Raw genomic sequence first — 21388 nt, 5'->3', positions numbered from 1 at the left:
ACTCCCCGTGTGGTCACGACGCTGCGCGAGGTCCTCGGGGTCGACGCCCTGCAGCGCGCCGCGCCCGAGGTGGTCGTCGGGTCCGACCTGCTCGACCGGCCGGTGCGCTGGGTGCACACCAGCGAGCTCGCCGAGGCGGCCTACCTGCTGCGGGGCGGGGAGCTGCTGCTGACCACGGGCCTGGGCATCGGCGGCCGCGGGGCGGTCGGGGAGGCCGCCTACGTCGCCGCCCTGGCCGAGCGCGGGGTGGCGGCGCTGGCCCTCGAGCTGGGCTGGACGTTCCCGGAGGCGCCCGCCGCGCTGGTCGCCGCCTGCCGGCGGCACGGGCTGCCGCTGGTCGTGCTGCGCGAGGTCGTGCCCTTCGTCGACATCACCGAGCAGATCCAGACGCTCCTCCTGGAGCGCGCCGCCGCCAGCTCCCGCCGGGACCGCGACGTGCGCCAGGTGCTGACCGACGCGCTGCTCGACGGCGCCGGCCCGCAGGAGCTGACCGCGGTCATGGCCGAGCTCGCCGGCGCCCCGGTCGTGGTCACCACGGCCGACGGCGCGCTGGTGGCCGCGGCGGGGCAGGCACCCGGTCCTGTCCGCCGGTCCGGCCGGCCGGTGGCGCGCCGCGACGTCGTCCTGCTGGAACGGCACTGGGGGCAGGTCGCGGTGCTGCCGCCCGGGCGGCCCGACGACCCGGCGCTGCCCGTGGTGGCGTCCTACGGCGCGGAGGCGCTGGGTCTGTCGCTGCTGCGGTCGGCCGTGGGCGGTGACCTCGACGACCGTCGCCGCCAGCTGCTGGCCGACCTCAGCGAGCGGCGCTGGCGCACCCCCGGCGAGCTGGTCACCCGGGCACGCGTGCTGGGCCTGCCGTTCCCCGCGGACGGCCGGTACGCCGCGCTGCTGGTCACCGACCTGGGTGACGCCGACCTCGACGGCGTGGTCCGGGCGGTGGGCGGGGCGCTGGCGCCCGGCACCGCGCTGGTGGCCGACGTGGGGGGCGACGTCGCGGCGGTCGTCCGGACGTCGGCGGTGCTGGCCGCCGCGCGGGCGGTGCTCTCCGCCGTCGACGCCCTGGGCGTGCCCTCGGCGCGGGTGGTCGCCGGCACCGTCGTCGGCCGGCTGGAGGACGTCGACCGCTCGGTCGGCCGCGCGCGCAGCGCCCTGCACCTGGCCGGCGCCGGTGAGCGAGTGGTCGCGGCCGGGACGATGACCGCCCGGCTGCTGCTCGACGGGGTCCGCCGCGAGCAGCTGGCCGAGCAGCTCGTCACCGAGGAGATCGGCCGGCTGGTCGCCCACGACACCGCCTCCGGCGGCGAGCTGGTGCACACGCTGCGGACCTACCTGGCGCACTCGTCGTCGAAGGTGCGGACGGCCGACGCGCTGCGGCTGCGGCGGCAGACGCTGTACCTGCGGCTGCAGCGGATCGAGGAGCTCATCGGGGACGTGCACGCCCCCGGGCGGCACGCGGCGCTGGTCCTCGCCCTCGCCCTGGCCGACCTCCCGGCAGCAGGCGGGGGCCGGGGGCGTCCGTGACCGGGGCACCTCCTGCATGACGGTCCAGTGACGTGTCGTCACACGCATCCCGTCCGGGGGCGCTGCGGGCGTCGGGCCTGGCAGGGTCTCCGTCCGGCGAGAGTCGCCCGGACTTCCGAGTACGAGGAGGACCCCATGACGTGCGCTTCCTGTGGGGCTGCCGACCAGCGCGGTCGGTTCTGTGTGGGCTGCGGCACGGCCGTTCCGCCGTCCCCCCGCCCGGCGCCGCGCCCGCGGTCGCCGCTGGCCGACGAGCTGACCCAGCCGGTGCTGCGGCTCGAGCGCCCCGCGAAGCCCGCCGTCCCGGCGCGGTGAGGGACCCCTCGGGGGCGAGGGTCGGTGGCCGGCGCCCCCGAGGGACGTGACGCGCTTCACTGCTAGCAATCCGCTTGCAGGAGTTAGCGGCGTCGGTCGGCGGGGCATGCCCTCTGACGTCAGGTCATCCCCGATGTCTGGAGACCCCGTCATGACCGACACCCGACTCACGGCCGACACGGCCAAGATCATCAACCAGCTCCGCGCCCTCGTGCTGCTGACCCAGACCGAGGAGCAGGTCGCGCGCACCCGCGTCTCGCAGGCGCGTACCGACGCCGTCCGCCGCGAGCTCAGCCAGAACGCCGACCACGCGGCCGAGCGGACGCAGGCGATCACCGAGCAGCTGCGCGCCCTCGGTGGCGTGCCCGACGTCGTCACCCCCGCCGTCGGGCGGCTGTCCGCCCTCGTCAAGGCCACTCTCGAGCAGGCCGAGCCGATCGAGGAGGCGCTGCTGCAGGACCTGCAGCTCGAGCACCAGCTGCTCGACCGCGCGACCTACCTCAAGGTGCTGGCCGACAAGGCGCAGCTGCCGCAGGTCCGCCAGCTGGCCGAGCGGCTCGTCACCGCCCACGAGGCCACCGTCGAGTGGCTCACCGTCGTGCTGGCCGAGGAGGCCATGGGTGGCCCGGCCGCCCTGCAGCCGACGCCGTTCCAGCGCGTCGCCGGTGGCGCGGTCCGGGTGGCCAACGCCCCGGTCCGCTTCTGGGCCAACCGGGTGAACGAGGCGCTCGAGACGGCGCACCAGCGTCGCGAGGAGGCCGGCCAGAAGCTCGGCCAGGTCGCCGGCAAGGCCAGCTCCTTCACCGACGCCGTCCGCGAGACCCTCACCGTGGGTCGCAGCGCGGCACTGCGCCGGGCCGAGCGGATCGCGCGCCGCGAGGGCAACACCGAGGCCGCCGACGCCGCCAAGGCCGCCCGCGAGGAGCTCGGCGACGTCTCGGCCGACGAGCTGCCCATCAAGGGCTACGACTCGATGTCCACCCAGGACGCGATCAAGGCCGTCAAGCAGCTGACCACCGCGCACGACCTGAACGTGGTCATCCGCTACGAGGAGACCCACAAGAACCGGTCCAGCATCGTGAGCGCGACGCAGACCCGGCTGGCCGCCCTGGCCAAGGAGGCCGTGGGCGTCGACAGCGAGAGCTGATCGGCTCGAGCCGACGAGGGCCCGCACCCCACCGGGGTGCGGGCCCTCGCGGCGTCCCGGGGAGGGGAGGCGGCGGTGGCCCCGCGGATGAGATCTGCGCGACACACCGGTTTGACCCGCCGAGCGCCCCGGGGATGGGATGCCTCATGCGCATCACACCCGGTGACCTCGAACGTGAGTTCTCCGTGACGACGGCCGTGACCCGCCTGGACTTCCTGAGCCGGCGGGACAGCGGCGCGACCACCCTCGACACCGCTGCTGGGGTCGACGCGGACGACTGGAGCTCGCTGAGGGACACCACCACCTCGCTGGACGTGCCCGAGGCCCTGGAGCTGCTCGCCCTCGGCGAGGTGGTGGCCCGCAAGGCCCACGACAGCCAGCTGGTCGGCTTCCGGGCCGCGCTGCGCGGCGGCGCGACGTGGGCGCAGATCGCCGAGGCGCTCGACGTGACCCCCGCCGAGGCGTGGGCGCTCTTCCAGGGGCTGATCGAACGCCAGGAGCGGGCCCGGACCCTCGACCCGGCCGACGCCGCGGCCGCCCGCGAGCTGGCCGGCGCCCAGCCGCGCTGACGGCGGTCAGCGGCCCTGGTGGCCGAGCCGCCGATGCGGTGGACTGGATCGCCGGAGCCGCTCGGCGCCTGCGGGGTCGACGGGCTCCGACGTGCAGGGGATCGCACCGACGCCGAGGAGGAGCGCCATGACCGGCACCCAGGAGACCGGGGACGTCACCGGCACCAAGGACAAGGACTACAACCTGGTCTGGTTCACCGAGCAGTGCCTGAGCAACGCCCTGCGGCTGGAGACCTACATCAAGGACGCGGAGCGCGACGGCGACCGGGAGGTCGCAGAGCTGTTCCGCAAGGCGCAGGCCGACAGCCGCAAGGGCGCCGACCAGGGCAAGGCGCTGCTCAGGGCCCGGCTGGGCAGCTGATCCGGACAGGGGCCGCCGGCCTCCCGGTCAGCGGCCCCTCTCCCGCGGGCGTCCCGGTCAGCCGACCTCGACGCCGCGCCAGAACGCGACGCGGCCGGTGATCTCCTTCGCCGCGTCTCTCGGCTCCGGGTAGAACCAGGCCGCGTCACGGTTGGTCTCCCCGTCCACCACGAGCGAGTAGTAGGACGCCGTCCCCTTCCACGGGCAGAACGTCGTCGTCTCCGACGGGCGCAGGACGTCGTCCCGGACGGCGTCCCGGGGGAAGTAGGCGTTGCCCTCGACGGTGACGATGTCGTCGGACTCGGCGAGGACGGTCCCGTTCCAGCGTGCGGTGGCCATGTGACCGCCAACACCCTGTGCCGGTACCGCATTCCGCCCACTCCTCGGGACGGGCGGGACGGCGTCGTCGGCGCCCCGCCCGTCCCCGGGGGCCCGGGCTCAGCCGCCCCGGATGTGCCGCACCACCGCCTCGAGCTCCTCGGACGGCGAGACGTCGACGTACTCGCAGTCGGTCAGGGCCACCGGGGCGTGGCCGGGCTCCCAGTAGAAGGCCCGCCCGGCCTCGAAGGTGGTGACCCCGCCCTCGCCGTGCATCTCGAGGCGACCGCTGATCACGTACCCCCAGTGCGGGCAGGGGCAGCGGTCCCCGGGGAGGCCGGCCAGGGCCGGTCGCAGGTCCGTGCCGGCGGGCAGTCGCACCCAGGCGATGGTCATGTCCCCGAAGCGCTGGGCCCGGAAGTCGACCCCGTTGCCCTCGATCTCCACCGGCAGGTCGGTGCGCGCGATGGACTGCATGGCGGCCTCCTCACGGCCGGATGTTCTGGTTGAGGCGGAACAGGTTGTCCGGGTCGTAGCGGCGCTTGACCTCGCGCAGCCGCTCGTAGTTGGCCCCGTAGTTCTCGGCGACCTTGGACTGGTCGTCGCCGGAGGCGAAGTTGGTGTAGCCACCGGGCTCGGAGTGCGGCGCGATCGCCGCGTAGTAGTCGCGCACCCAGCGGGTGTTGGCCTCGTTCTGGCCCGGGTCGGGCCACATCCCGGCGATGACGGTGGCGAACGTGGCGTCGCGGTGGCCGAAGGCGGTGGCGTCCGGGCCGACGTCGTGCACCGCGCCGTTGATCGGGTACAGGTGCATCGTCGAGTTGACCACCGGCACGCGGGCGCCGTGCTCGACGTGCGCGGCGATCGCCTCGTCGGTCAGCTCGGTGACGAACGCGGCCTTCCAGTAGTGCTGCAGTCCGGGGGGCACCAGCGGGTCGAAGGCGGCGTTGAGCGCGGGGTAGGGCATCGGGCCGACGTGCTCGGCGACCGGACGGGCCACCTGGCGGAACCGGTCGACCACCCGCTCACCCTCGGCCTGCGAGCCGCTCCAGCAGGACACCACCGCGCAGAGGGTGTCGCCGACCCGGTCCTCCGGCACGAAGGGCAGCGGCGGAGCGATCTGGAACGCCGGGAAGCCGCCGTACTCCCGCGGGGCCTCGCGGATGAAGTCGCGGAAGAACGCGAAGACCGCCGCCGCGTCGGAGAGCTCGAAGAACACCGGCCCGCCGTAGATGGTCTCCACCGGGTGCAGCCGGTAGGTGAACCGGGTGACCACGCCGAAGTTGCCGCCACCGCCGCGCAGTGCCCAGAACAGGTCGCTGTTCTCGTCCTCGTCGGCGATGACCACCGTGCCCTCGGCGGTCACCACCTCGGCGGCCAGCAGGTTGTCGCAGGAGAGGCCGTAGCCGCGGGACAGGTAGCCGATCCCACCGCCGAGGGTCAGCCCGCCGATCCCGGTGGTCGAGATGATGCCGCCCGTGGTGGCCAGCCCCGAGGCGCTGGTCGCGTCGTTGAACCGGCCCCAGGTGGTGCCGCCGCCGGCCGACGCCGTCCGCGCGCCGGGGTCGACGTCCACCGCCTGCATCAACGACAGGTCGGCCACCACGGCGCCGTCGCCCGTGCCGAAGCCGGGCACGCTGTGCCCGCCGCCCCGGACGGCCAGCGGCCGGCCGCTCTCGGCCGCGTACCGCACCACCGCGACCACGTCGTCGGTGCCGGCGCAGCGCACGACGAGGTCGGGGTGCGCGTCGATCATGCCGTTGTAGACCCGGCGCGCCTCCTCGTAGTCGGCGTCCCCCGGCCGGATGACCTGGCCCCGCACGCGGTCGGCGAGCGTCCCCGGTAGCTGTGTGGTCATGGCCCCTCCTCGGTGCGGGTCGGTGCGGCCGACGCTAGGGAGGCCACCGGTACGCGCACATGACCAGAAGTGCGCGAATCAGCGACGGCGCGCCGGGGGTCAGTTCTGACCATCGACAGCCCCGGAGGGGAGGGCTAGCGTCCGGGAGGGTGTCCGGGTGGACGCCGCCGGCCCTGCCGGCGCGCTGGACGAGGGCCGCGCGCCCGTTCTTCGTCGGCCGCCGGGGCGAGCTGGCCTGCCTCGAGGACCTGTGGACGGCGGTGCTCGGCGGCGCCCGCCAGGTGGCGTTCCTCGGCGGTGAGCCCGGGGCCGGCAAGTCGCGGTTGCTCGCCGAGTTCTGCACGCTGCTCCACGACCGAGGGGCAGCGGTGCTCCTCGGTACCTGCGCCGCCGAGCTCGGCCCGCCCTACCAGCCGTTCGTCGAGCCCATCGAGGCGCTGCTGCCGGCCGCCGAGCCGGGCAGTGCCCGCGAGGCGCTGTCCCGGCTGGTGGGCCGGGCCGACGACACCGCCGAGCCCGACACCCGCCGGGAGCTCTACGACGCCGCCGTGGACGCCGTCCGGACGCTGACCCGCACCGGGCCGGCCGTCCTGGCTCTGGAGGACGTGCACTGGGCCGGCAGCGCCGGGCTGCAGCTGCTCGGCCACCTGGTCGAGCGGACGGCGGAGTCGCCGCTGCTGGTCCTGGCCACCCACCGGACGACGGCGCCGGAGCGCTCCGCGGCGCTGACCGGCACCATCGCCCAGCTGTACCGGCTCGACGGCGTCCGGCGGCTGGACCTCGGCGGGCTGGACACCGAGGACATCGCCGAGTACCTCGCCCACGAGGCGCGGCTGCCGCTGCACCGGGCCCGGGTCAGCGCGGCGCTGCTCCGGGACCGCACCGGCGGCAACCCCTTCCTGCTGCGGGAGCTGTTGCGCGACGCGGCCGTCCCGGGAGCCGTGCCGGACCCGGCCGCGGCGACGCCGCTGTCGGTGCGGGACATGACCGCCGGGCGGCTGGAGCGCCTCACCGCCCCGGAGCGGCAGACCCTCGAGCTGGCCGCCGTCGTCGGGGAGGAGCCGGACCTGGCGACGGTGCTGGCCGTCTCCTCGTGGAGCGCGGACACCACCCTGGCGGCGCTGGACACCGCGGTCGCCTTCGGCCTGCTCGAGCCGTCCGGGGCCGCCTTCCGGTTCCCGCACAGCCTCGCCCGGCAGGCGGTGCTCGACCTCATGCCGGCCACCCGTCGGGCCCGGGAGCACCTCCGGGTCGCCGCCGTCCTGGAGGCATCCGGGACACCGTCGGACCGGCGCACGCAGCGACTGGCCCACCACTACGCGCAGGGTGCGGCGCTGGGTGCGGCCGACCAGGCGGTGCGCTACCTGACCGAGGCCGCGGAGGCCGCCTCGCGGAGCCTGGCCCACGAGGACGCCGCGCGGTGGTTCGAGCAGGCCGCGGCGCTGGCCGAGGACCCGCCGGACCGGCACCGGCTGCTGCTGTCGGCGGCCTCGGCGCACCTGCTCGGCGGCGACTTCGCCCGGGCCCGGGCGCTCTTCGCCGAGGTCGCCGGCGCGGCGGCCGCCCGGGATCGCCTGGCGGCGGCCATCGGCTTCGAGGCGGCGTCCTGGCGGCCCGGGCTGCCCGGCCAGCGGGCGGTGGAGCTGCTCACCGAGGCGCTGCGGGGCGTGCCGCACGACCCGGCCGACCCGCTCTACGTGCGCGGACTGGCCGGGCTCGGCCGAGCGCTGGCCTTCCTGGGGGCGACCGAGCAGGCCGCCGAGCTCGGCCGGCGGTCGGTCGAGCTGGCCCGGGCGCTGGGCGACGACGTCCTCCTCGCGGCCGTGCTGGAGGCCAGCCTCTGGAACGGGCTGCACCCCGCGGACGGCCCCGCGAAGCTGGCCCGGGCCACCGAGCTCTCCGCGTTGGCTCATCGGATCCGCGACCTGAGCCCGCTGGGGCCGGCGGGCTTCTGGCGGGCGGCCATCGCCTACCAGCAGGGCGACCCCGAGGAGCTGGCCGCGGCGTACTGGGACGTCCTGCGGATGGCGCGGGCGACCGGCGAGGCCTACTTCGAGTACGTGGCGGGGTGCATCCGCTACGGCCGCCAGTTCCTCGCCGGCGACTTCACCGGCGCGGACCGGACCTGCGAGCAGCTGCTCGAACTGGGAGAGACCTTCGGCACCGACGACACCGAGGGCTCCACGGCGGTGCAGACGTTCATGGTGCGGCGGGAGACCGGGTCCCTGGAGGCCGTCCGCGCGCTGGTGAGCGGCGAGGAGTCCCCGGAGGAGCACTGGGCGCCGGGCCTGCTGGCCCTCTACACCGAGCTGCGGCTGGACCGCCCGGCGCACCGGCTGCTGCGCTGGCTGGTGGACGGCGGACTCGAGCGGTACGAGGACGCCCAGTGGCCCTGCGTCCTCGCCTTCGTCGGGGAGGCGGCGCTGCACCTGGGCGACGAGGAGGTGCTGCGCGCCCTGCGGCCGCGGATCGCCGAGTACAGCGGGACGAACCTGCGGGCCGGCCAGTTCGTCGCGCTGTTCGGCAGCGCCGACCGGTACCTCGGTCAGGTCGACGCCGCGCTCGGCCGGGCCACGGCCGTGCCGCTGCTGGAGGCGGCGCTGGAGATGGACACCCGGATGGGCGCGGTGGTGCACCGGGCGCAGAGCCTCGCCGCGCTCGCCGACCACCTCCGGCGGCACGGGGACCCCGGCCGGCGGGCCCGCGCGCTGGCCGAGGAGGCCGGGCAGCTGGCCCGGGACCTCGGCCTGCGCCGGGTGCTGCGGGCGCTGGGGCCGGCGCCGGTGCCCGGGCCCGCTGCCTCGCCCACCCGCCCGGCGGGGCTGACCGCGCGCGAGGCGGAGGTGCTGCGCCTGCTGGGGGAGGGGTTGCTCAACCGGGAGATCTCCGCGCGGCTGGTGATCAGCGAGAACACCGTCGCCAACCACGTGCGCAGCATCCTGGCCAAGACCGGCGCGGGGAACCGCACGCAGGCGGCGATGTACGCCGCCGCGCACGGCCTGCTGGACGGGTCAGACCGGCTGCAGTGACCCGTCGGGCTGCACGGTCGCCGAGACCTCGACGACCACGTCGGCCGGCAGCCCGGCCCGCACAGCCGCGCGTCGGATCGCGTCGGCGGACGGCGCCTCGTACAGGCAGTAGGTCTTGCGCTTGTCGGCCGACAGGAAGGAGTACAGCCAGCGCACGCCCTCGTCGGCGTTGATCCGGTTGACGCCGTCGGCGATGTCGGCGGTGAGCTCCAGCGCGTCGGAGTACCGGCGCTCGATCATGAAGACGGGCATCGCGGTTCCTCACCGGAGGGGTCGGTCGGCCGGGGCGACGGTACCGCCGCGGTCCGCCGGCCGACAGGTCCGGACGTCACTGGACCGGCTGCCACTCCGCCTGCTCGCGCAGCGGCGGCTTGAGCACCTTGCCGCCCGGGTTGCGCGGCAGCGGGTCGGCGCGCAGCACCAGGTACTGCGGCACCTTGAAGTCGGCCAGCCGCTCGCGGGCGAAGGCGACCAGGTCGGCGGCGGTGACCTCCCGGCCCGGCCGCGGGACGACGACCGCGCCGACCTTCTCGCCCATCATCGGGTCGGGCACGCCGAGCACGGCGACCTCACCGACGTCGGGATGGGCGGCCAGGGCGTTCTCCACCTCCACGCAGTACACGTTCTCCCCGCCCCGGTTGATCATGTCCTTCTTGCGGTCGACCACGTAGGTGAGGCCCCGCCCGTCGATGCGGGCGAGGTCGCCGGTGTGCAACCAGCCGTCGACGAACGTCTCGGTGGTCTGCTCCGGCTTGCGCCAGTAGCCGGACACCACGTTGGGGCCGCGGACCAGGAGCTCGCCGACGCCGGTCCGCGGGTCGACGTCGGCCAGGTCGAGCTCGACCACCGGCGCGGGGAAGCCGACCGAGTCGGCGTCCTCGGCCGCGTACTCGTGCGGGAGGAAGGTCGCCACCGACGAGGTCTCGGTGAGCCCGAAGCCGTTGCCGACCCGCGCGGTCGGGAAGGCCCGCTGGATGCGGTGCACCAGGTCCGGGGCGATCGGCGCACCGCCGTAGGTCACCGCTCGCACCGAGGAGGTGTCGACGCCCGCGAAGCCCGGCTGCTGCAGGGCCAGCCAGTAGATGGCCGGCACGGTGACCAGCAGGGTGATGCGCTCCTCCTCGACCGCCCGCAGGAAGGCGCCCACCTCGAAGGCCGGCATCACCACCGTGGTGCCGGCGACCGCGGTGGCGACCAGCAGCTGGGAGTTGCAGCCGGTGACGTGGAACAGCGGCACCGAGACCAGCGTCGTCAGCGGCTCGGTCCGGTCCAGCGACATGACCCGCAGGCAGGTCTCGACGTTGGACAGGAAGTTCTCGTGGCTGGTCATCGCCCCCTTCGGGAAGCCGGTGGTGCCGCTGGTGTAGAAGATCGCCGCGAGGTCCCCGTGCCCCGGCTCCGCCGGCTCCGGGGGCTCGCCGTCGGGCAGTGCGGACCCGGGCTCCACGACCACGGCGGCGCCGGAGTCCTCGACGACGTAGCGGACCTCCGGCTCGGCGAACCGGGTGCTGACCGGGACGGTGACCGCGCCGGCCAGCAGCGTCCCCCAGAACACCAGCACCCAGTCCAGGCCGTTGGGCAGCCGGTTGGCCACCCGGTCGCCCGGCCGCACCCCGGCCGCCCGCAGCCCGCCCGCCACGCGCAGCGCCCGCGCCTCCAGCTGCCGGTAGGTGAGCCGCGCGCCGCCGAGCTCGGCGACCGCGACGCCGTCCGGGCGCTGGTCCACCGCAGTCCGCAGCAGGGACAGCAGGGAGGGCGGCAGGCCGGTGTAGTGCCGGACCCCGTCGGGGCCGGTCTCGATGCCGCTCTGGTCGAAGGGCTGGGTCACCGCGACCTCCGCAGACGAGTCGTCAGCGGGCAGCGTCGTGACGCCGGGTCGTGCGGTCAAGGGGTGAGCAGGGCGAAGGTTGCGACCGCGTGGGCGATCGCCTTCCCGTCCTGCTCGACGTCGGCCTCGCAGACGGTCAGGTGCTCGCCGCGGGTCCGCACCGCGGCGGTCACCGACAGCGGCCCGGGCCGGCCGGGGCGCAGGTAGGTGACGGTCAGCTGGCTGGTTGCGGGCACCTCGCCCTCGCCGGTGGTGGTGCGGACCGCCTGGCCCATCGCCGTGTCCACGAGCGTGGCCACCACGCCGCCGTGCAGCGTGCCGGCCGGGTTGAGGTGCTCCTCGCGCGCCTCGAACTCGATCCGCGCGCCGCGGTCCTCGGTCTCGGCGACCTCTGCCCCGAGCCGCTCGGCGAACCCGCCCGGTCCTCCTGCTGCCATGGGCAGCCCCTACCCCGGAGCACGGCGGTCACGCGGCGGGATCAGGACGGTGCCCGGAGCCGCTCCTCGATGAGCGCGGCGCCGCGCCGCACGGCCGGGGCGAGCGCCCGGATGGCCTCGACGTCGCCCATCCGGCTGCTCGGGGCGGCCACGCCCAGCCCGGCCAGGGGCTGGCCCACCGTGTCCTTGAGGGCGACGGCCACCGCGCACACGCCGTCGGCGGTCTCCTCCCAGTTGAGCGCGTGGCCCTGCGCGCGGATCGTGGCCAGCTCCTCGCGCAGGGCGGCCAGCCGGGTGTGCGCGGCCGCGGTGGGGGCGGGGGGCAGCGTGCCGTCGGGGTAGCGGCGGTCGAGCTCGGCGTCGGAGAGGCCGGCGAGGATGGCCTTGCCGACGGCGGAGGCGTGCGCGGGCCGGACGACGCCGGTGCGGTTGCCGACGCGGACCGACCGCGGGCTCTCCGCGCAGTCGAGGAAGCGCACCGTCGTCCCCTCGAGCAGGGCCAGGCTGACCGTCTCCTGGGTCTCCTCGCGCAGCTGCTCGAGCACCGGGCGGGCCACCCGGCGGATGTCGATGCGGCTGACCGCCGCCAGGCCGATCTCGTACAGCGCCGGACCCGGCCGGTAGGCGCCGTTGGGCCGGTCCTGGGTGACGAAGCCGCGCCGACGCAGCGCCGTGAGCAGTCGGTGCGCGGTCGACCGGGCGACGCCGAGCAGCTCCGCGGCCTCGGCCACGCGCAGCGCCTGCCGGTCGCCCACCAGCTGCAGCAACCAGAGGGCGTTGTCGACCGACGTGGTGGTCGGCCCTTCCGGAGGCGCGGACGCCGCGGGAGCCGGTCGACGTGGATTCGACATGGCGGAACTATAGGCCACCTCCTAGGTGGAGAACGGAACTCGGCCCTAGCCTGTGCGCCATGACGGGGAGCCGGCCGCCGCGTGCGCCGGCGGACCCCCGGCGGCCTGCTGGAGCAGCCGGTGGAGCCACTGCCGCGCCCCTCCCGATGGGGGCCCGCCGGTCGACGCCCGCCCCGCGCGCCCCGCGGAACGAGAACTGGAGGTCCCTGCGATGACCGCGAGCCCCGAGACCCGCACCGACCTGGAGCTGGAGGCGCTCTACCGCGACCTGGCCGCGGTCGACCTCCGGCCGCTGTGGACCATCACCGAGCAGCTGCTCACCCCGACCCCGCAGCCGCGGGCGATCCCGTGGCTGTGGTCGGCGGCGACGATGAAGCCGCTGGCCCGCCGGGCGATCCAGCTGGTCCCGGTCGAGCGCGGCGGCGAGCGGCGGGTGCTCAGCCTGCAGAACCCCGGCCTCGGCGGCCGGCCGTACGCCGCCGGCACGCTGTGGGGGGCCCTCCAGTGCCTCGGCCCGCGGGAGACCGCGCCGGCGCACCGGCACACGCCCGGCGCGGTCCGGTGGGTGCTCGAGGGCGAGGGCGTCTGGACGACCGTCGACGGCGACGCCTGCGACATGCACCCCGGCGACCTGGTGCTCACCCCGTCGTGGAACTGGCACGACCACGTCAACGGCGGCGACTCGGAGATGTTCTGGTTCGACGGCCTGGACCTGCCGATGGTCGAGGCGCTGGACGGCGTCTTCTTCGAGCCCTACCCCGGGCCGGGGGAGAGCCAGCCCCAGCCGGCCGAGCACAACCTCTCCGAGCGGGCGCACCCGCCGGGCACCCGCTACGTGCGGGGCGCCGTCGACGGGCCGCTGACCCCCGGCCCCTCGCCACTGCTCATCTACCGCTGGTCCGACACCGCCGCCGAGCTGGACCGGCTGGCCGCGGAGTCCGACGAGCCGGTCGTCGCCCTGGAGTACGTCAACCCCACCACCGGCGCCAGCGTGCTGCCGACCCTGGGCTGCTCGGTGCTCCGGGTCCGGGCCGGCGGGCACAGTCTCCCGGTGCGCCGGTCGGGCAACGCCGTCTTCGTCGCCTTCCAGGGCTCGGGCTCGACGGTCATCGACGGCCAGCGCTTCGACTGGGGCCCCGGCGACATGTTCGTCGCGCCGTCCTGGTCGGCAGTCGAGCACACCGCCGGCGAGGAGAGCGTGCTGTTCCTGCTCACCGACGCCCCCGTGCTGCGCGCACTGGGCATCGACCGCGAGCAGGTCCTGCCCGGCCCGCAGTCGGTGACCGGCACCTTCACCCCTCGCTGAGAACCACCACCCGCTGACACTGGAGACCCGTGAAGCTCGCCCTCTTCGACGACAACCGGCTCGGCGTGGTCGCCGCGGACGACGCGACGCTCGTCGACGTCACCGACGCGCTGCCCTGGCCGCACGACCCGGACCCGGTCACCGCCGGCTGGTGGCGGGCGCTGTGCCGCGACGCGGCCACCGTGCTGCCCCGGCTGCGGGAGGCCGCCGAGGCCGGGACGCCGCGGCCGGTCGCCGAGGTCGTGCTGCGGGCACCGGTGCTCGGGCCGTCCAAGGTGGTCGCCGCGGCCAGCAACTACGGCGAGCACGTCGCCGAGATGCACGGCGTCCAGGAGCGGACGCTGGGCCGGGTCGAGTCCTGGATGATGGAGTTCGACGTCTTCCTCAAGGCGCCGTCCTCGATCGTCGGCCCGGGCGCGGAGATCGTGCTGCCGCCCGACGTCGTCGCCGCCGGCTCCGAGGTGCACCACGAGTCGGAGCTGGTCGTGGTGATCGGCACCGGGGGCAAGGACATCCCGGTCGAGTCGGCCCTGGACGCCGTCCTCGGGTTCACCGCCGGGCTGGACATCACCGTCCGCAGCGCCGCGGACCGCTCCCGGCGCAAGAGCTACGACACCTTCAGCCCGCTCGGCCCCTGGCTGGTGACCGCCGACGAGGTCGGCGACGGGTCGGACCTCGACATCCGGCTGACCAGTGGCGGGGAGGTGCGGCAGTCGGTGAACACCCGGGACCTGATCACCCCGGTGCGCCAGATCGTCGCGTACGCCTCGACGATCATGAGCCTGGTGCCCGGCGACGTGCTCTTCACCGGCGCCCCTCCCGGTGTGGGCCCCATCGCACCCGGTGAGAAGCTGGAGATGACCATCAGCCGGATCGGGTCCATGGCGGTCACCGTCCGCTGACCCGGCCCTCGCCGAGGAGGAGCGCATGACCACGCCGGAGACGCTCGACTGGTGGGCCGACGGGGAGCGGCTGTTCGGCACCGCCCTCGGCCGGCTGACCGACGAGGAGTTCGGCTCCCCGTCGCTGCTCCCCGGCTGGAGCCGCCACTACCTGCTGGCCCACGTGGCCCGCAACGCCGACGCGCTGTGCAACCTGCTGGCCTGGGCGCGGACCGGCGTCGAGACGCCGATGTACGCCTCGCCCGAGGCCCGCGAGGCCGGCATCGCCGAGGCGGCGGAGCTGTCCCCGGCCGAGCTGCGCGGGGAGGTGCTCGCCGCGACCGGCCGGCTCGCCGAGGCGGTGCACGGCCTCCCCGGCGAGGCCTGGTCGGCGACGGTGCGGACCGCGCAGGGCCGCGACGTCCCGGCCTCGGAGGTGCCGTGGATGCGCTGCCGCGAGGTCTACGTGCACGCCGTCGACCTCGACTCCGGGGTGACCTTCGGCGACATCGCCGAGGAGATCCAGGCGGCCATGATCGACGACGTGTTCCGCATGTGGGACCGCCGCGACCAGGTGCCCGACGTCGTGGTGTTCGCCGGCGACCGCGAGTGGGGGACCGGCTCGGTGGCAGTCTCCGGCCCGCTGCCGGCGGTGACCGCCTGGCTCACCGGGCGCTCCCGGGGTGAGGGGCTCGAGGCCGACGGCGGCATCCCGGAGGTGCCCGCGTGGCTGTGAGCGCACCCCGCTCGGCGCGGTAGCCGGTGGAGCTGCGCCACCTGCGCTACTTCGTCTCCGTCGCGGAGGAGCTCCACTTCCGCCGCGCCGCGCAGAAGCTGCACATCGTCCAGCCGGCGCTGAGCAAGCAGATCAGCGCGCTGGAGCACGAGCTCGGGGTCCAGCTGCTCGACCGCGACCGCCGCGGGGTGACCCTCACCGAGGCCGGGCGGGTCTTCCTCGCCGAGGCCGTCGAGGTGCTCGCCCGCGCGGACGGCGCCGTCGACCGGGCCCGCGCCGTCGTCCGCGGCGAGGTGGGCCGCCTGTCCATCGGGTTCATCCAGCCCGCCCTGGCCGATCTGCTCCCGCGGTCGCTGCGGGCCTTCCGGAGGCACCACCCCCGCGTCGTCCTGACCCTGAGCGAGGCCACCAGCCGGACGGCGCTCGAGCGGGTCACCGACGGCAGCATGCACCTCGCGTTCACCCGGCTGCCCATCCCGCCGCGGCCGGAGCTGCGGACGGCGGTGGTGAGCGAGGAACCGGTGCTGCTGGTCGTCCCGCGCGGGCACCGGCTGGCCGAGCGGTCGTCGGTCGGCCTGGCGGAGATCGCCGGCGAGGAGGTCATCCTCATCGACCGCGCGGTGGAACCCGGGCTGCACGACTACTACGTCACCGCGTGCAACCGGGCCGGGTTCAGCCCGCGGGTCGCCCACGAGGTCAGCAGCACCTCCATCGCGCTCGGCCTGGTGGCCGGTGGCCTCGGGGTCGCCTTCGCCCCCGCGTCGGCCCGGCTGGCTGCGCAGGCCAGCGTCGCCCACGTGCCCCTGGAGGACGGCGACCTGACCCTGACGATGGGCGCGATGTGGCGCGCCGGGCCGCGGCCGGCGGTGCTCGAGAACTTCCTGGCGCTGCGCCCCTGGGAGGACGGCGAGACGCGGCCGGGTGACTGACACCCGCGGGTCATCACCCGGCCGGGGCGCCGGCTCCCCGGCCCGCTCGCTCGCCGGTGTCCCCCCAGGTGGACCCGCTCATTCCTGGCCGGAATCAGTGCGGCCCGATTCCCTATCAGCCGGACCCGTGTCAGCCCCGTTCCAGCTCCCTACAGTCGCTCGCGGACCGCGATGGCACGACGGCGGAACGCCGCCGGCGCGACGGAGGAGCAGCGCATGACGACCGTGCAGGAGCAGCCGGTGACCACGGGGCGGACGCCGTCCGAGGTGATCCGCGCGGCCGAGGAGCTCACCGACCTCGTCGACCGGTACGGCGAGGAGAACGACCGCGCGGGCCGGATCGCCGAGCCGGTCGTCGAGGAGCTCCACCGCATCGGCGCGATCGGCGTCTTCACCCCACGCGAGCTGGGCGGCGCGGAGATGACCCCGCGGCAGTCGATGGACCTGTTCCGCACCCTCTCCTACGCCGACCCCTCGACCGGCTGGGTGACCATGGCCATGGGGCTGGCCACCGGCCTGGCCGGCGCGTTCTTCGGCAAGGAGGCAGCCCGGGAGCTGTTCGCCACCCCGCGGCTGGGCATCGCGGGTCAGGGCACCAGGCCCGGTCGCGCCGTCCCGGTCGACGGCGGTCACCGGATCAGCGGCGAGTGGTCCTTCGCCTCGGGCATCAAGCACTGCACCCACCTGCACACGGCCGCGCTGGACACCGAGACGGGCCAGACGCGGTTCTTCATCGTGCCGGTCGAGCAGGTGACCTTCATCGAGAACTGGGACGTCCTTGGCCTGCGCGGCACGGGGAGCATCGACTACACCCTCGAGGACTGCTTCGTCCCGATCGAGTACAGCTACCCGTCGCTGTCCACGGAGCCGGTGACCGGGGGAGACCTCTACCGGATCGGCATCGGCAACTTCGCCAGCATCAACCACGGCGGGTGGGTGCTCGGTGTGGGCCGCCGGGTGCTCGACGAGCTCGCCGCCGTCGTCCGGGCGAAGGCCGGCCGCCCCGGCGCGCTGACCGACACCGACGCCTTCGCCGAGCGCTACGCGAAGGCGGAGGTGCAGCTCCGCGCCGCCAAGGCGCTCCTCTACGAGGTGTGGGAGGAGATCGAGGCGACGCTGGCCCGGGGGCAGGAGATCCCGCTGCGGCAGCACACGCTCAACCGGGTCGCGCTGCACAACGCCACGTTCTCCGTCGCCGAGATCGCGCAGTTCGCCTACGTGTCGGCCGGCACCGACGCGCTGCGCCGCGGCACCCTGCAGCGGCTGTTCCGGGACGTGCACGGCGGCACGCAGCACGTCTCGTCGTCCCCGCTGATCATGCAGTCGGCCGGCCGCGAGCTGGCCGGTCAGGCCGAGGGCAAGCGCTGGGTGCACTTCTCGCTGAAGTGACCCCGATTCGATCCAGCGGAACTTCCATCGCGTTGATTGTCCAGCGCGGAACGGTGACGTACGTTACAGCGCGCCGACCGGTCGGCCGGCGTCCCCGAACGACCTCCAAGGAGATCGGATGAAGTCCTCTCGAGCCGCGTGGGCGCTGCTCACCGCCGCTGTGCTGGTGGCGGGTACGGCGTGCGGCGGGTCCGACGACTCGGCCGACGCGGCCGGCTCGGCCGGGTCGACGGGCGCCGGCGACGGCGGCCTGACGACGCTGACCATGGCCGAGACCCCCGGCGGCCCGTACTCCTTCGTGGCGTACGGGGTCCAGCGCGGGCACTTCGAGGACGAGGGGATCGACCTGCAGGCGCGGGTGAACCCCGGTGGTGGCACCGCCACGGTCCCGGCGCTCGTGCAGGGCGACATGGACGTCCTCGGCCTGGACCTGGTCTCCGCGATCACCAGCATCAACGCGGGCCTGCCGATCAAGATGGTCGCCGCCGGGAGCGCCACCTCCGAGGAGCCCGACGGCGACTTCGCCGCGGTCCTGGTGAAGCCCGACAGCCCCATCCAGGGCCCGCAGGACCTCGACGGCGTCCGGATGGGCGTCAACGCGCTGCGCAACGTCAACGACCTGGCGATCGGCCGGATCCGGGACGACCAGGGCTTCGCCGAGGACGCGATCAACCCCGTCGAGCTGCCGTTCCCGGACATCCTGGCGGCCATCGACCGCGGGGACGTCGACGCCGGCATCGTGATCGAGCCGTTCGCGACCATCGGGCAGAACCAGGGCCTGCGCGTCGTCCACCGCCCGTGGGTGGGGATCGAGCCAGGCCTGCAGATCGGCACCATGGTCATGACCGACGAGACCATCGCCCGGGTGGGCGACGACGTCGTGGCAGCGTTCGGGCGGGCCGTGCAGGCGACCGCCGACGACATCCGGGAGGACCCGGAGTCCTTCCGGCAGGCCATGCCCGAGCTGATCGAGATCGACCCGGCCCTCGCCGAGCAGATCAACCTCATCCAGTGGCGCGGGAAGAACGACCCCGAGTCGATCCGGACGTTCGGCGAGCTGATGGTCAAGTACGGCCTCGTCGACGAGGAGATCGACTACGACGCGGCGATCATCGACGACTGACCGCGAGCCCCCGGTGCGGCGACCGCGCCGCACCGGGGGCGCCTCCGGCGACGACGGGAGCCCCATGACGACGACCACGCCCGGCCTGCCAACCGGCGGCCCACAGCTGGTCGACGTCCTCGCCGAGGACGGCCTGCTGCTGCAGGGCCTGCTGTACCCGCCGCCGCGGGAGCCGGTCGCGGCGCTGCTGCACGTGCACGGCAAGGGCGGCAACTGCTACTCCGGCCCGCCGCGGACCCTGCCGCCGCTGGTGGCGCCCGACCGGTTCGTGCACCTGTCGCTCAACCTGCGCTGCCACGACCTGGGCTACAGCCGGCTCGGCGACGCCCCGGGCATCGCGACCGGCGCCGAGGCCGCCCACGGCGGCATGTGGGAGCGGCTGGACGACGGGCCGGTCGACCTGCGTGCCGGCGCGGCCTGGCTGCGTGAGCGGACCGGCCTGCCGGTGTTCGTCGTCGGTCACTCCGCGGGCGGCTGGTTCCTGGGCGACTGGGCGCCGGGCGCCGACGAGGTGGCCGGGCGGGTGTTCCTCTCCCCGCTGACCTCGGTGCGCTTCCCGCTGTCGGCCTGGTTCGACGACGACGCGGCACTGGACCGGGCGCGGGTCCGGGCGCAGGCGATGGTCGACCGCGGCGAGGGCCACCTGCTCATCCCGGTCCCGGCCTGGTACTTCGCCATCTCCGCGGCCTCCTTCCTCGAGCGCCTCGCCGAGCGCCCGGGCCGCTGGCTGGAGGGCTGCAACGCCTCGCCGTCCCCGCTGCTGCTGGCCTGGGGCGGTGCCGAGACGCGGGCGCCGGCCTGGCGGGACCTCTTCGACCGCATGACGGTCGCCGACCGGCACCGCGTCGAGCTGCCCGGCGCCGGGCACGAGTACGGCGGTCTCGAGGCGGCCCTCGCCGGGGAGCTCACCCGGTTCGTCGACGCCCACCGCTGAGGGGCCTGCGAGGAGAGTCGGTGCGTCGTGTCGATCGGCGCGCCGGCTGTTCGACGTGTCGGTGAGGGTGGGGTGCACGCCGGTCAGCCCAGGCCGGCGCCCCGCCGACGAGGAGGAGACCCCGATGCGCTTCATGGTGATCGTCAAGGCGTCCGAGGCCAGCGAGAGCGGCGTGCTGCCCACCGAGCAGGAACTGGCCGAGATGGGCGCCTTCAACGAGCAACTGGTCAAGGCCGGCGTGATGCTCGCCGGCGAGGGCCTGCGGCCGAGCTCGACGGGCGTCCGGCTCCGCTACGGCAAGGACGGGAAGAGCACCGTGGTCGACGGCCCGTTCGCCGAGACCAAGGAGCTCATCGCCGGCTTCTGGATCCTGCAGGTCAGCTCGCGGGAGGAGGTCGTCGAGTGGATGAAGCGGGCGCCCTTCCGCGACGGCGAGGTGGAGATCCGGCAGGTGGCCGAGGCCGAGGACTTCGGCGAGGCGTTCACCCCCGAGCTGCGCGAGCAGGAGGATCGGCTGCGGGCGACGGTGGAGGCGCAGCAGCAGGCGTGACCGGAGGGCGGCGATGAGCGGTCCGACGACGACGCACCGGGTCGTCGAGGCGGTCTGGCGGATCGAGTCGGCCAAGCTCGTCGCCGCCCTCACCCGCGTCACGGGGGACGTCGGACTGGCCGAGGAGCTGGCCCAGGACGCCCTCGTCGCGGCGCTCGAGCGCTGGCCCGAGACGGGGGTGCCCGACAAGCCCGCCGCCTGGCTCATGGCCACGGCCAAGCACCGGGCGATCGACGTCTTCCGCCGGGCGCAGCGACTGGAGGCCAAGACCGCCCTGCTCGGCCGCGAGCTGACCGACGCCGAGGAGCCGGACTGGGCGGCCGCGCTGGACGAGGTGGTCGAGGACGACCTGCTCCGGCTGGTCTTCATCGCCTGCCACCCGGTGCTCTCCCGCGAGGCGCGGGTCGCGCTCACCCTGCGCCTGCTCGGCGGCCTGACCACCGACGAGATCGCCCGCGCGTTCCTCGTCCCCGAGTCGACGGTGGCCCAGCGGATCGTGCGCGCCAAGCGCACCCTCGCGGCCGCCCGGGTGCCCTTCGAGGTGCCGGCCGGCGCGGACTTCACCGCCCGCCTGTCCTCGGTGCTCGAGGTCGTCTACCTGGTGTTCAACGAGGGCTACGCGGCGACGGCGGGGGAGTCCTGGACCCGCCCGGAGCTGTGCGACGAGGCGCTGCGGCTGGGCCGCGTCCTCGCCGGCCTGGCACCGGGCGAGGCCGAGGTGCACGGGCTGGTCGCGCTCATGGAGATCCAGGCCTCGCGCATGCGGGCCCGGGTCGGTCCCGGCGGTCAGCCGGTGCTCCTCCTGGACCAGGACCGCGCCCGCTGGGACCACGTGCTCATCGGCCGGGGCCTGGCCGCACTGCGCCGGGCCGAGGAACTCGGCACGGGGCTGGGGCCCTACGGGTTGCAGGCCGCCATCGCCGCCTGCCACGCCCGCGCGCGGACGGCGGAGGAGACCGACTGGGTGCGCATCGCCGCCCTGTACGAGGCGCTCGCCGAGGTGGCGCCCTCCCCGGTCGTCGAGCTCAACCGTGCCGTCGCCGTCTCCCGCGCCTACGGGCCGGCGGCCGGCCTGGAGCTGGTGGACGCGCTGACCGGTGTGGCCGCGCTGCGCGGTTACCACCTGCTGCCCGCGGCCCGCGGGGACCTGCTGCTGCAGCTGGGCCGCGCGGCCGAAGCGCGGGCCGAGTTCGAGCGGGCGGCGTCGCTCACCCGCAACGAGCAGGAGCGCACGGTCCTGATGGGCCGGGCCGCCGCCTGCGGCCTGCCGGGCTGAGCGCGCTCAGCTGCGCGGCAGCCGCCCGGC

General features: G+C 75.1%; 21 protein-coding genes. 14 read left to right on the top strand and 7 right to left on the bottom strand.

Features of this window, described 5'->3' with window-relative positions; genetic code table 11:
• The first annotated feature begins 9 nt into the window (after positions 1-9).
• The 4 genes from ACI79C_RS02635 to ACI79C_RS02620 all read left to right on the top strand — a co-directional run bounded on the left by ACI79C_RS02635 (position 10) and on the right by ACI79C_RS02620 (position 3913).
• Positions 10-1521: a PucR family transcriptional regulator gene (locus tag ACI79C_RS02635; protein ID WP_456944054.1), complete on the top strand. Its 1512-nt coding sequence runs from the start codon at positions 10-12 to the stop codon at positions 1519-1521.
• 466 nt (positions 1522-1987) lie between these two features.
• Positions 1988-2983 carry a ferritin-like domain-containing protein gene (locus ACI79C_RS02630; RefSeq protein ID WP_456944053.1) on the top strand — a complete coding sequence of 332 codons (996 nt, stop codon included), beginning with the start codon at positions 1988-1990 and terminating at the stop codon, positions 2981-2983.
• Between the two features lie 146 nt (positions 2984-3129).
• Positions 3130-3552, top strand: a complete 423-nt coding sequence (locus ACI79C_RS02625) for a hypothetical protein (protein WP_456944052.1) — start codon at positions 3130-3132, stop codon at positions 3550-3552.
• Between the two features lie 127 nt (positions 3553-3679).
• Positions 3680-3913 carry a hypothetical protein gene (locus ACI79C_RS02620; protein ID WP_456944051.1) on the top strand — a complete coding sequence of 78 codons (234 nt, stop codon included), beginning with the start codon at positions 3680-3682 and terminating at the stop codon, positions 3911-3913.
• 57 nt (positions 3914-3970) lie between these two features.
• Here ACI79C_RS02620 and ACI79C_RS02615 read toward each other — a convergent pair whose 3' ends face one another.
• From ACI79C_RS02615 to ACI79C_RS02605, 3 genes are all read right to left on the bottom strand, one after another.
• Positions 3971-4252: a DUF427 domain-containing protein gene (locus tag ACI79C_RS02615; RefSeq protein WP_456944050.1), complete on the bottom strand. Its 282-nt coding sequence runs from the start codon at positions 4250-4252 to the stop codon at positions 3971-3973.
• Positions 4253-4351: 99 nt separating this feature from the next.
• Positions 4352-4708, bottom strand: a complete 357-nt coding sequence (locus ACI79C_RS02610) for a hypothetical protein (protein WP_456944049.1) — start codon at positions 4706-4708, stop codon at positions 4352-4354.
• A gap of 10 nt (positions 4709-4718) precedes the next feature.
• Positions 4719-6089, bottom strand: coding sequence for an FAD-binding oxidoreductase (locus ACI79C_RS02605; protein WP_456944048.1), 1371 nt, complete (start codon positions 6087-6089; stop codon positions 4719-4721).
• A gap of 149 nt (positions 6090-6238) precedes the next feature.
• Here ACI79C_RS02605 and ACI79C_RS02600 point away from each other — a divergent pair, with 149 nt between their 5' ends.
• Positions 6239-9118 carry a helix-turn-helix transcriptional regulator gene (locus tag ACI79C_RS02600; protein WP_456944047.1) on the top strand — a complete coding sequence of 960 codons (2880 nt, stop codon included), beginning with the start codon at positions 6239-6241 and terminating at the stop codon, positions 9116-9118.
• On the opposite strand, the gene ACI79C_RS02595 is transcribed toward ACI79C_RS02600, so the two are convergent.
• The 4 genes from ACI79C_RS02595 to ACI79C_RS02580 all read right to left on the bottom strand — a co-directional run bounded on the left by ACI79C_RS02595 (position 9101) and on the right by ACI79C_RS02580 (position 12234).
• Positions 9101-9370, bottom strand: coding sequence for a DUF4242 domain-containing protein (locus ACI79C_RS02595; RefSeq protein ID WP_456944046.1), 270 nt, complete (start codon positions 9368-9370; stop codon positions 9101-9103). The genes ACI79C_RS02600 and ACI79C_RS02595 overlap by 18 nt on opposite strands.
• Before the next feature lie 76 nt (positions 9371-9446).
• Positions 9447-10946 (bottom strand): class I adenylate-forming enzyme family protein, encoded by a 1500-nt coding sequence (locus ACI79C_RS02590; RefSeq protein ID WP_456944045.1) that lies wholly within the window; start codon positions 10944-10946, stop codon positions 9447-9449.
• A 56-nt stretch (positions 10947-11002) separates the two neighbouring features.
• Positions 11003-11383, bottom strand: a complete 381-nt coding sequence (locus tag ACI79C_RS02585; protein ID WP_456944044.1) for a PaaI family thioesterase — start codon at positions 11381-11383, stop codon at positions 11003-11005.
• Positions 11384-11424: 41 nt separating this feature from the next.
• Positions 11425-12234, bottom strand: a complete 810-nt coding sequence (locus ACI79C_RS02580) for an IclR family transcriptional regulator (RefSeq protein ID WP_456944043.1) — start codon at positions 12232-12234, stop codon at positions 11425-11427.
• 211 nt (positions 12235-12445) lie between these two features.
• Between ACI79C_RS02580 and ACI79C_RS02575 the strand changes: the two genes are divergently transcribed.
• The 9 genes from ACI79C_RS02575 (at position 12446) to ACI79C_RS02535 (ending at position 21358) form a co-directional block, all read left to right on the top strand.
• Positions 12446-13540, top strand: coding sequence for a cupin domain-containing protein (locus tag ACI79C_RS02575; RefSeq protein ID WP_456944042.1), 1095 nt, complete (start codon positions 12446-12448; stop codon positions 13538-13540).
• A gap of 29 nt (positions 13541-13569) precedes the next feature.
• Positions 13570-14442 carry a fumarylacetoacetate hydrolase family protein gene (locus tag ACI79C_RS02570; protein ID WP_456944041.1) on the top strand — a complete coding sequence of 291 codons (873 nt, stop codon included), beginning with the start codon at positions 13570-13572 and terminating at the stop codon, positions 14440-14442.
• Positions 14443-14467: 25 nt separating this feature from the next.
• On the top strand, positions 14468-15157 hold the full coding sequence (locus tag ACI79C_RS02565) for a maleylpyruvate isomerase family mycothiol-dependent enzyme (RefSeq protein WP_456944040.1): 690 nt from the start codon (positions 14468-14470) through the stop codon (positions 15155-15157).
• Positions 15158-15183: 26 nt separating this feature from the next.
• Positions 15184-16086 carry a LysR family transcriptional regulator gene (locus ACI79C_RS02560; RefSeq protein WP_456944039.1) on the top strand — a complete coding sequence of 301 codons (903 nt, stop codon included), beginning with the start codon at positions 15184-15186 and terminating at the stop codon, positions 16084-16086.
• Between the two features lie 216 nt (positions 16087-16302).
• Positions 16303-17475 carry an acyl-CoA dehydrogenase family protein gene (locus tag ACI79C_RS02555; protein WP_456944038.1) on the top strand — a complete coding sequence of 391 codons (1173 nt, stop codon included), beginning with the start codon at positions 16303-16305 and terminating at the stop codon, positions 17473-17475.
• Positions 17476-17593: 118 nt separating this feature from the next.
• Positions 17594-18598, top strand: a complete 1005-nt coding sequence (locus ACI79C_RS02550) for an ABC transporter substrate-binding protein (protein WP_456944037.1) — start codon at positions 17594-17596, stop codon at positions 18596-18598.
• A gap of 64 nt (positions 18599-18662) precedes the next feature.
• On the top strand, positions 18663-19532 hold the full coding sequence (locus tag ACI79C_RS02545; RefSeq protein WP_456944036.1) for an alpha/beta hydrolase: 870 nt from the start codon (positions 18663-18665) through the stop codon (positions 19530-19532).
• A gap of 124 nt (positions 19533-19656) precedes the next feature.
• Positions 19657-20082 carry a YciI family protein gene (locus ACI79C_RS02540; protein ID WP_456944035.1) on the top strand — a complete coding sequence of 142 codons (426 nt, stop codon included), beginning with the start codon at positions 19657-19659 and terminating at the stop codon, positions 20080-20082.
• Between the two features lie 13 nt (positions 20083-20095).
• Positions 20096-21358 carry an RNA polymerase sigma factor gene (locus ACI79C_RS02535; protein WP_456944034.1) on the top strand — a complete coding sequence of 421 codons (1263 nt, stop codon included), beginning with the start codon at positions 20096-20098 and terminating at the stop codon, positions 21356-21358.
• Positions 21359-21388: the final 30 nt, after the last annotated feature.

Source organism: Geodermatophilus sp. SYSU D00697 (genome assembly GCF_054050175.1).
This window is presented reverse-complemented; position numbering and strand designations above follow the sequence as displayed.

What these genes read in the sequence shown, in the direction of transcription:
- ACI79C_RS02585 (WP_456944044.1), bottom strand. Translation starts at nt 11,383, where the DNA reads ATGGCAGCAGGAGGACCGGGCGGGTTCGCCGAGCGGCTCGGGGCAGAG.
- ACI79C_RS02535 (WP_456944034.1), top strand. Translation starts at nt 20,096, where the DNA reads ATGAGCGGTCCGACGACGACGCACCGGGTCGTCGAGGCGGTCTGGCGG.
- ACI79C_RS02545 (WP_456944036.1), top strand. Translation starts at nt 18,663, where the DNA reads ATGACGACGACCACGCCCGGCCTGCCAACCGGCGGCCCACAGCTGGTC.
- ACI79C_RS02625 (WP_456944052.1), top strand. Translation starts at nt 3,130, where the DNA reads ATGCGCATCACACCCGGTGACCTCGAACGTGAGTTCTCCGTGACGACG.
- ACI79C_RS02595 (WP_456944046.1), bottom strand. Translation starts at nt 9,370, where the DNA reads ATGCCCGTCTTCATGATCGAGCGCCGGTACTCCGACGCGCTGGAGCTC.
- ACI79C_RS02615 (WP_456944050.1), bottom strand. Translation starts at nt 4,252, where the DNA reads ATGGCCACCGCACGCTGGAACGGGACCGTCCTCGCCGAGTCCGACGAC.
- ACI79C_RS02550 (WP_456944037.1), top strand. Translation starts at nt 17,594, where the DNA reads ATGAAGTCCTCTCGAGCCGCGTGGGCGCTGCTCACCGCCGCTGTGCTG.
- ACI79C_RS02620 (WP_456944051.1), top strand. Translation starts at nt 3,680, where the DNA reads ATGACCGGCACCCAGGAGACCGGGGACGTCACCGGCACCAAGGACAAG.
- ACI79C_RS02555 (WP_456944038.1), top strand. Translation starts at nt 16,303, where the DNA reads ATGACGACCGTGCAGGAGCAGCCGGTGACCACGGGGCGGACGCCGTCC.
- ACI79C_RS02610 (WP_456944049.1), bottom strand. Translation starts at nt 4,708, where the DNA reads ATGCAGTCCATCGCGCGCACCGACCTGCCGGTGGAGATCGAGGGCAAC.
- ACI79C_RS02580 (WP_456944043.1), bottom strand. Translation starts at nt 12,234, where the DNA reads ATGTCGAATCCACGTCGACCGGCTCCCGCGGCGTCCGCGCCTCCGGAA.
- ACI79C_RS02630 (WP_456944053.1), top strand. Translation starts at nt 1,988, where the DNA reads ATGACCGACACCCGACTCACGGCCGACACGGCCAAGATCATCAACCAG.
- ACI79C_RS02605 (WP_456944048.1), bottom strand. Translation starts at nt 6,089, where the DNA reads ATGACCACACAGCTACCGGGGACGCTCGCCGACCGCGTGCGGGGCCAG.
- ACI79C_RS02540 (WP_456944035.1), top strand. Translation starts at nt 19,657, where the DNA reads ATGCGCTTCATGGTGATCGTCAAGGCGTCCGAGGCCAGCGAGAGCGGC.
- ACI79C_RS02565 (WP_456944040.1), top strand. Translation starts at nt 14,468, where the DNA reads ATGACCACGCCGGAGACGCTCGACTGGTGGGCCGACGGGGAGCGGCTG.
- ACI79C_RS02575 (WP_456944042.1), top strand. Translation starts at nt 12,446, where the DNA reads ATGACCGCGAGCCCCGAGACCCGCACCGACCTGGAGCTGGAGGCGCTC.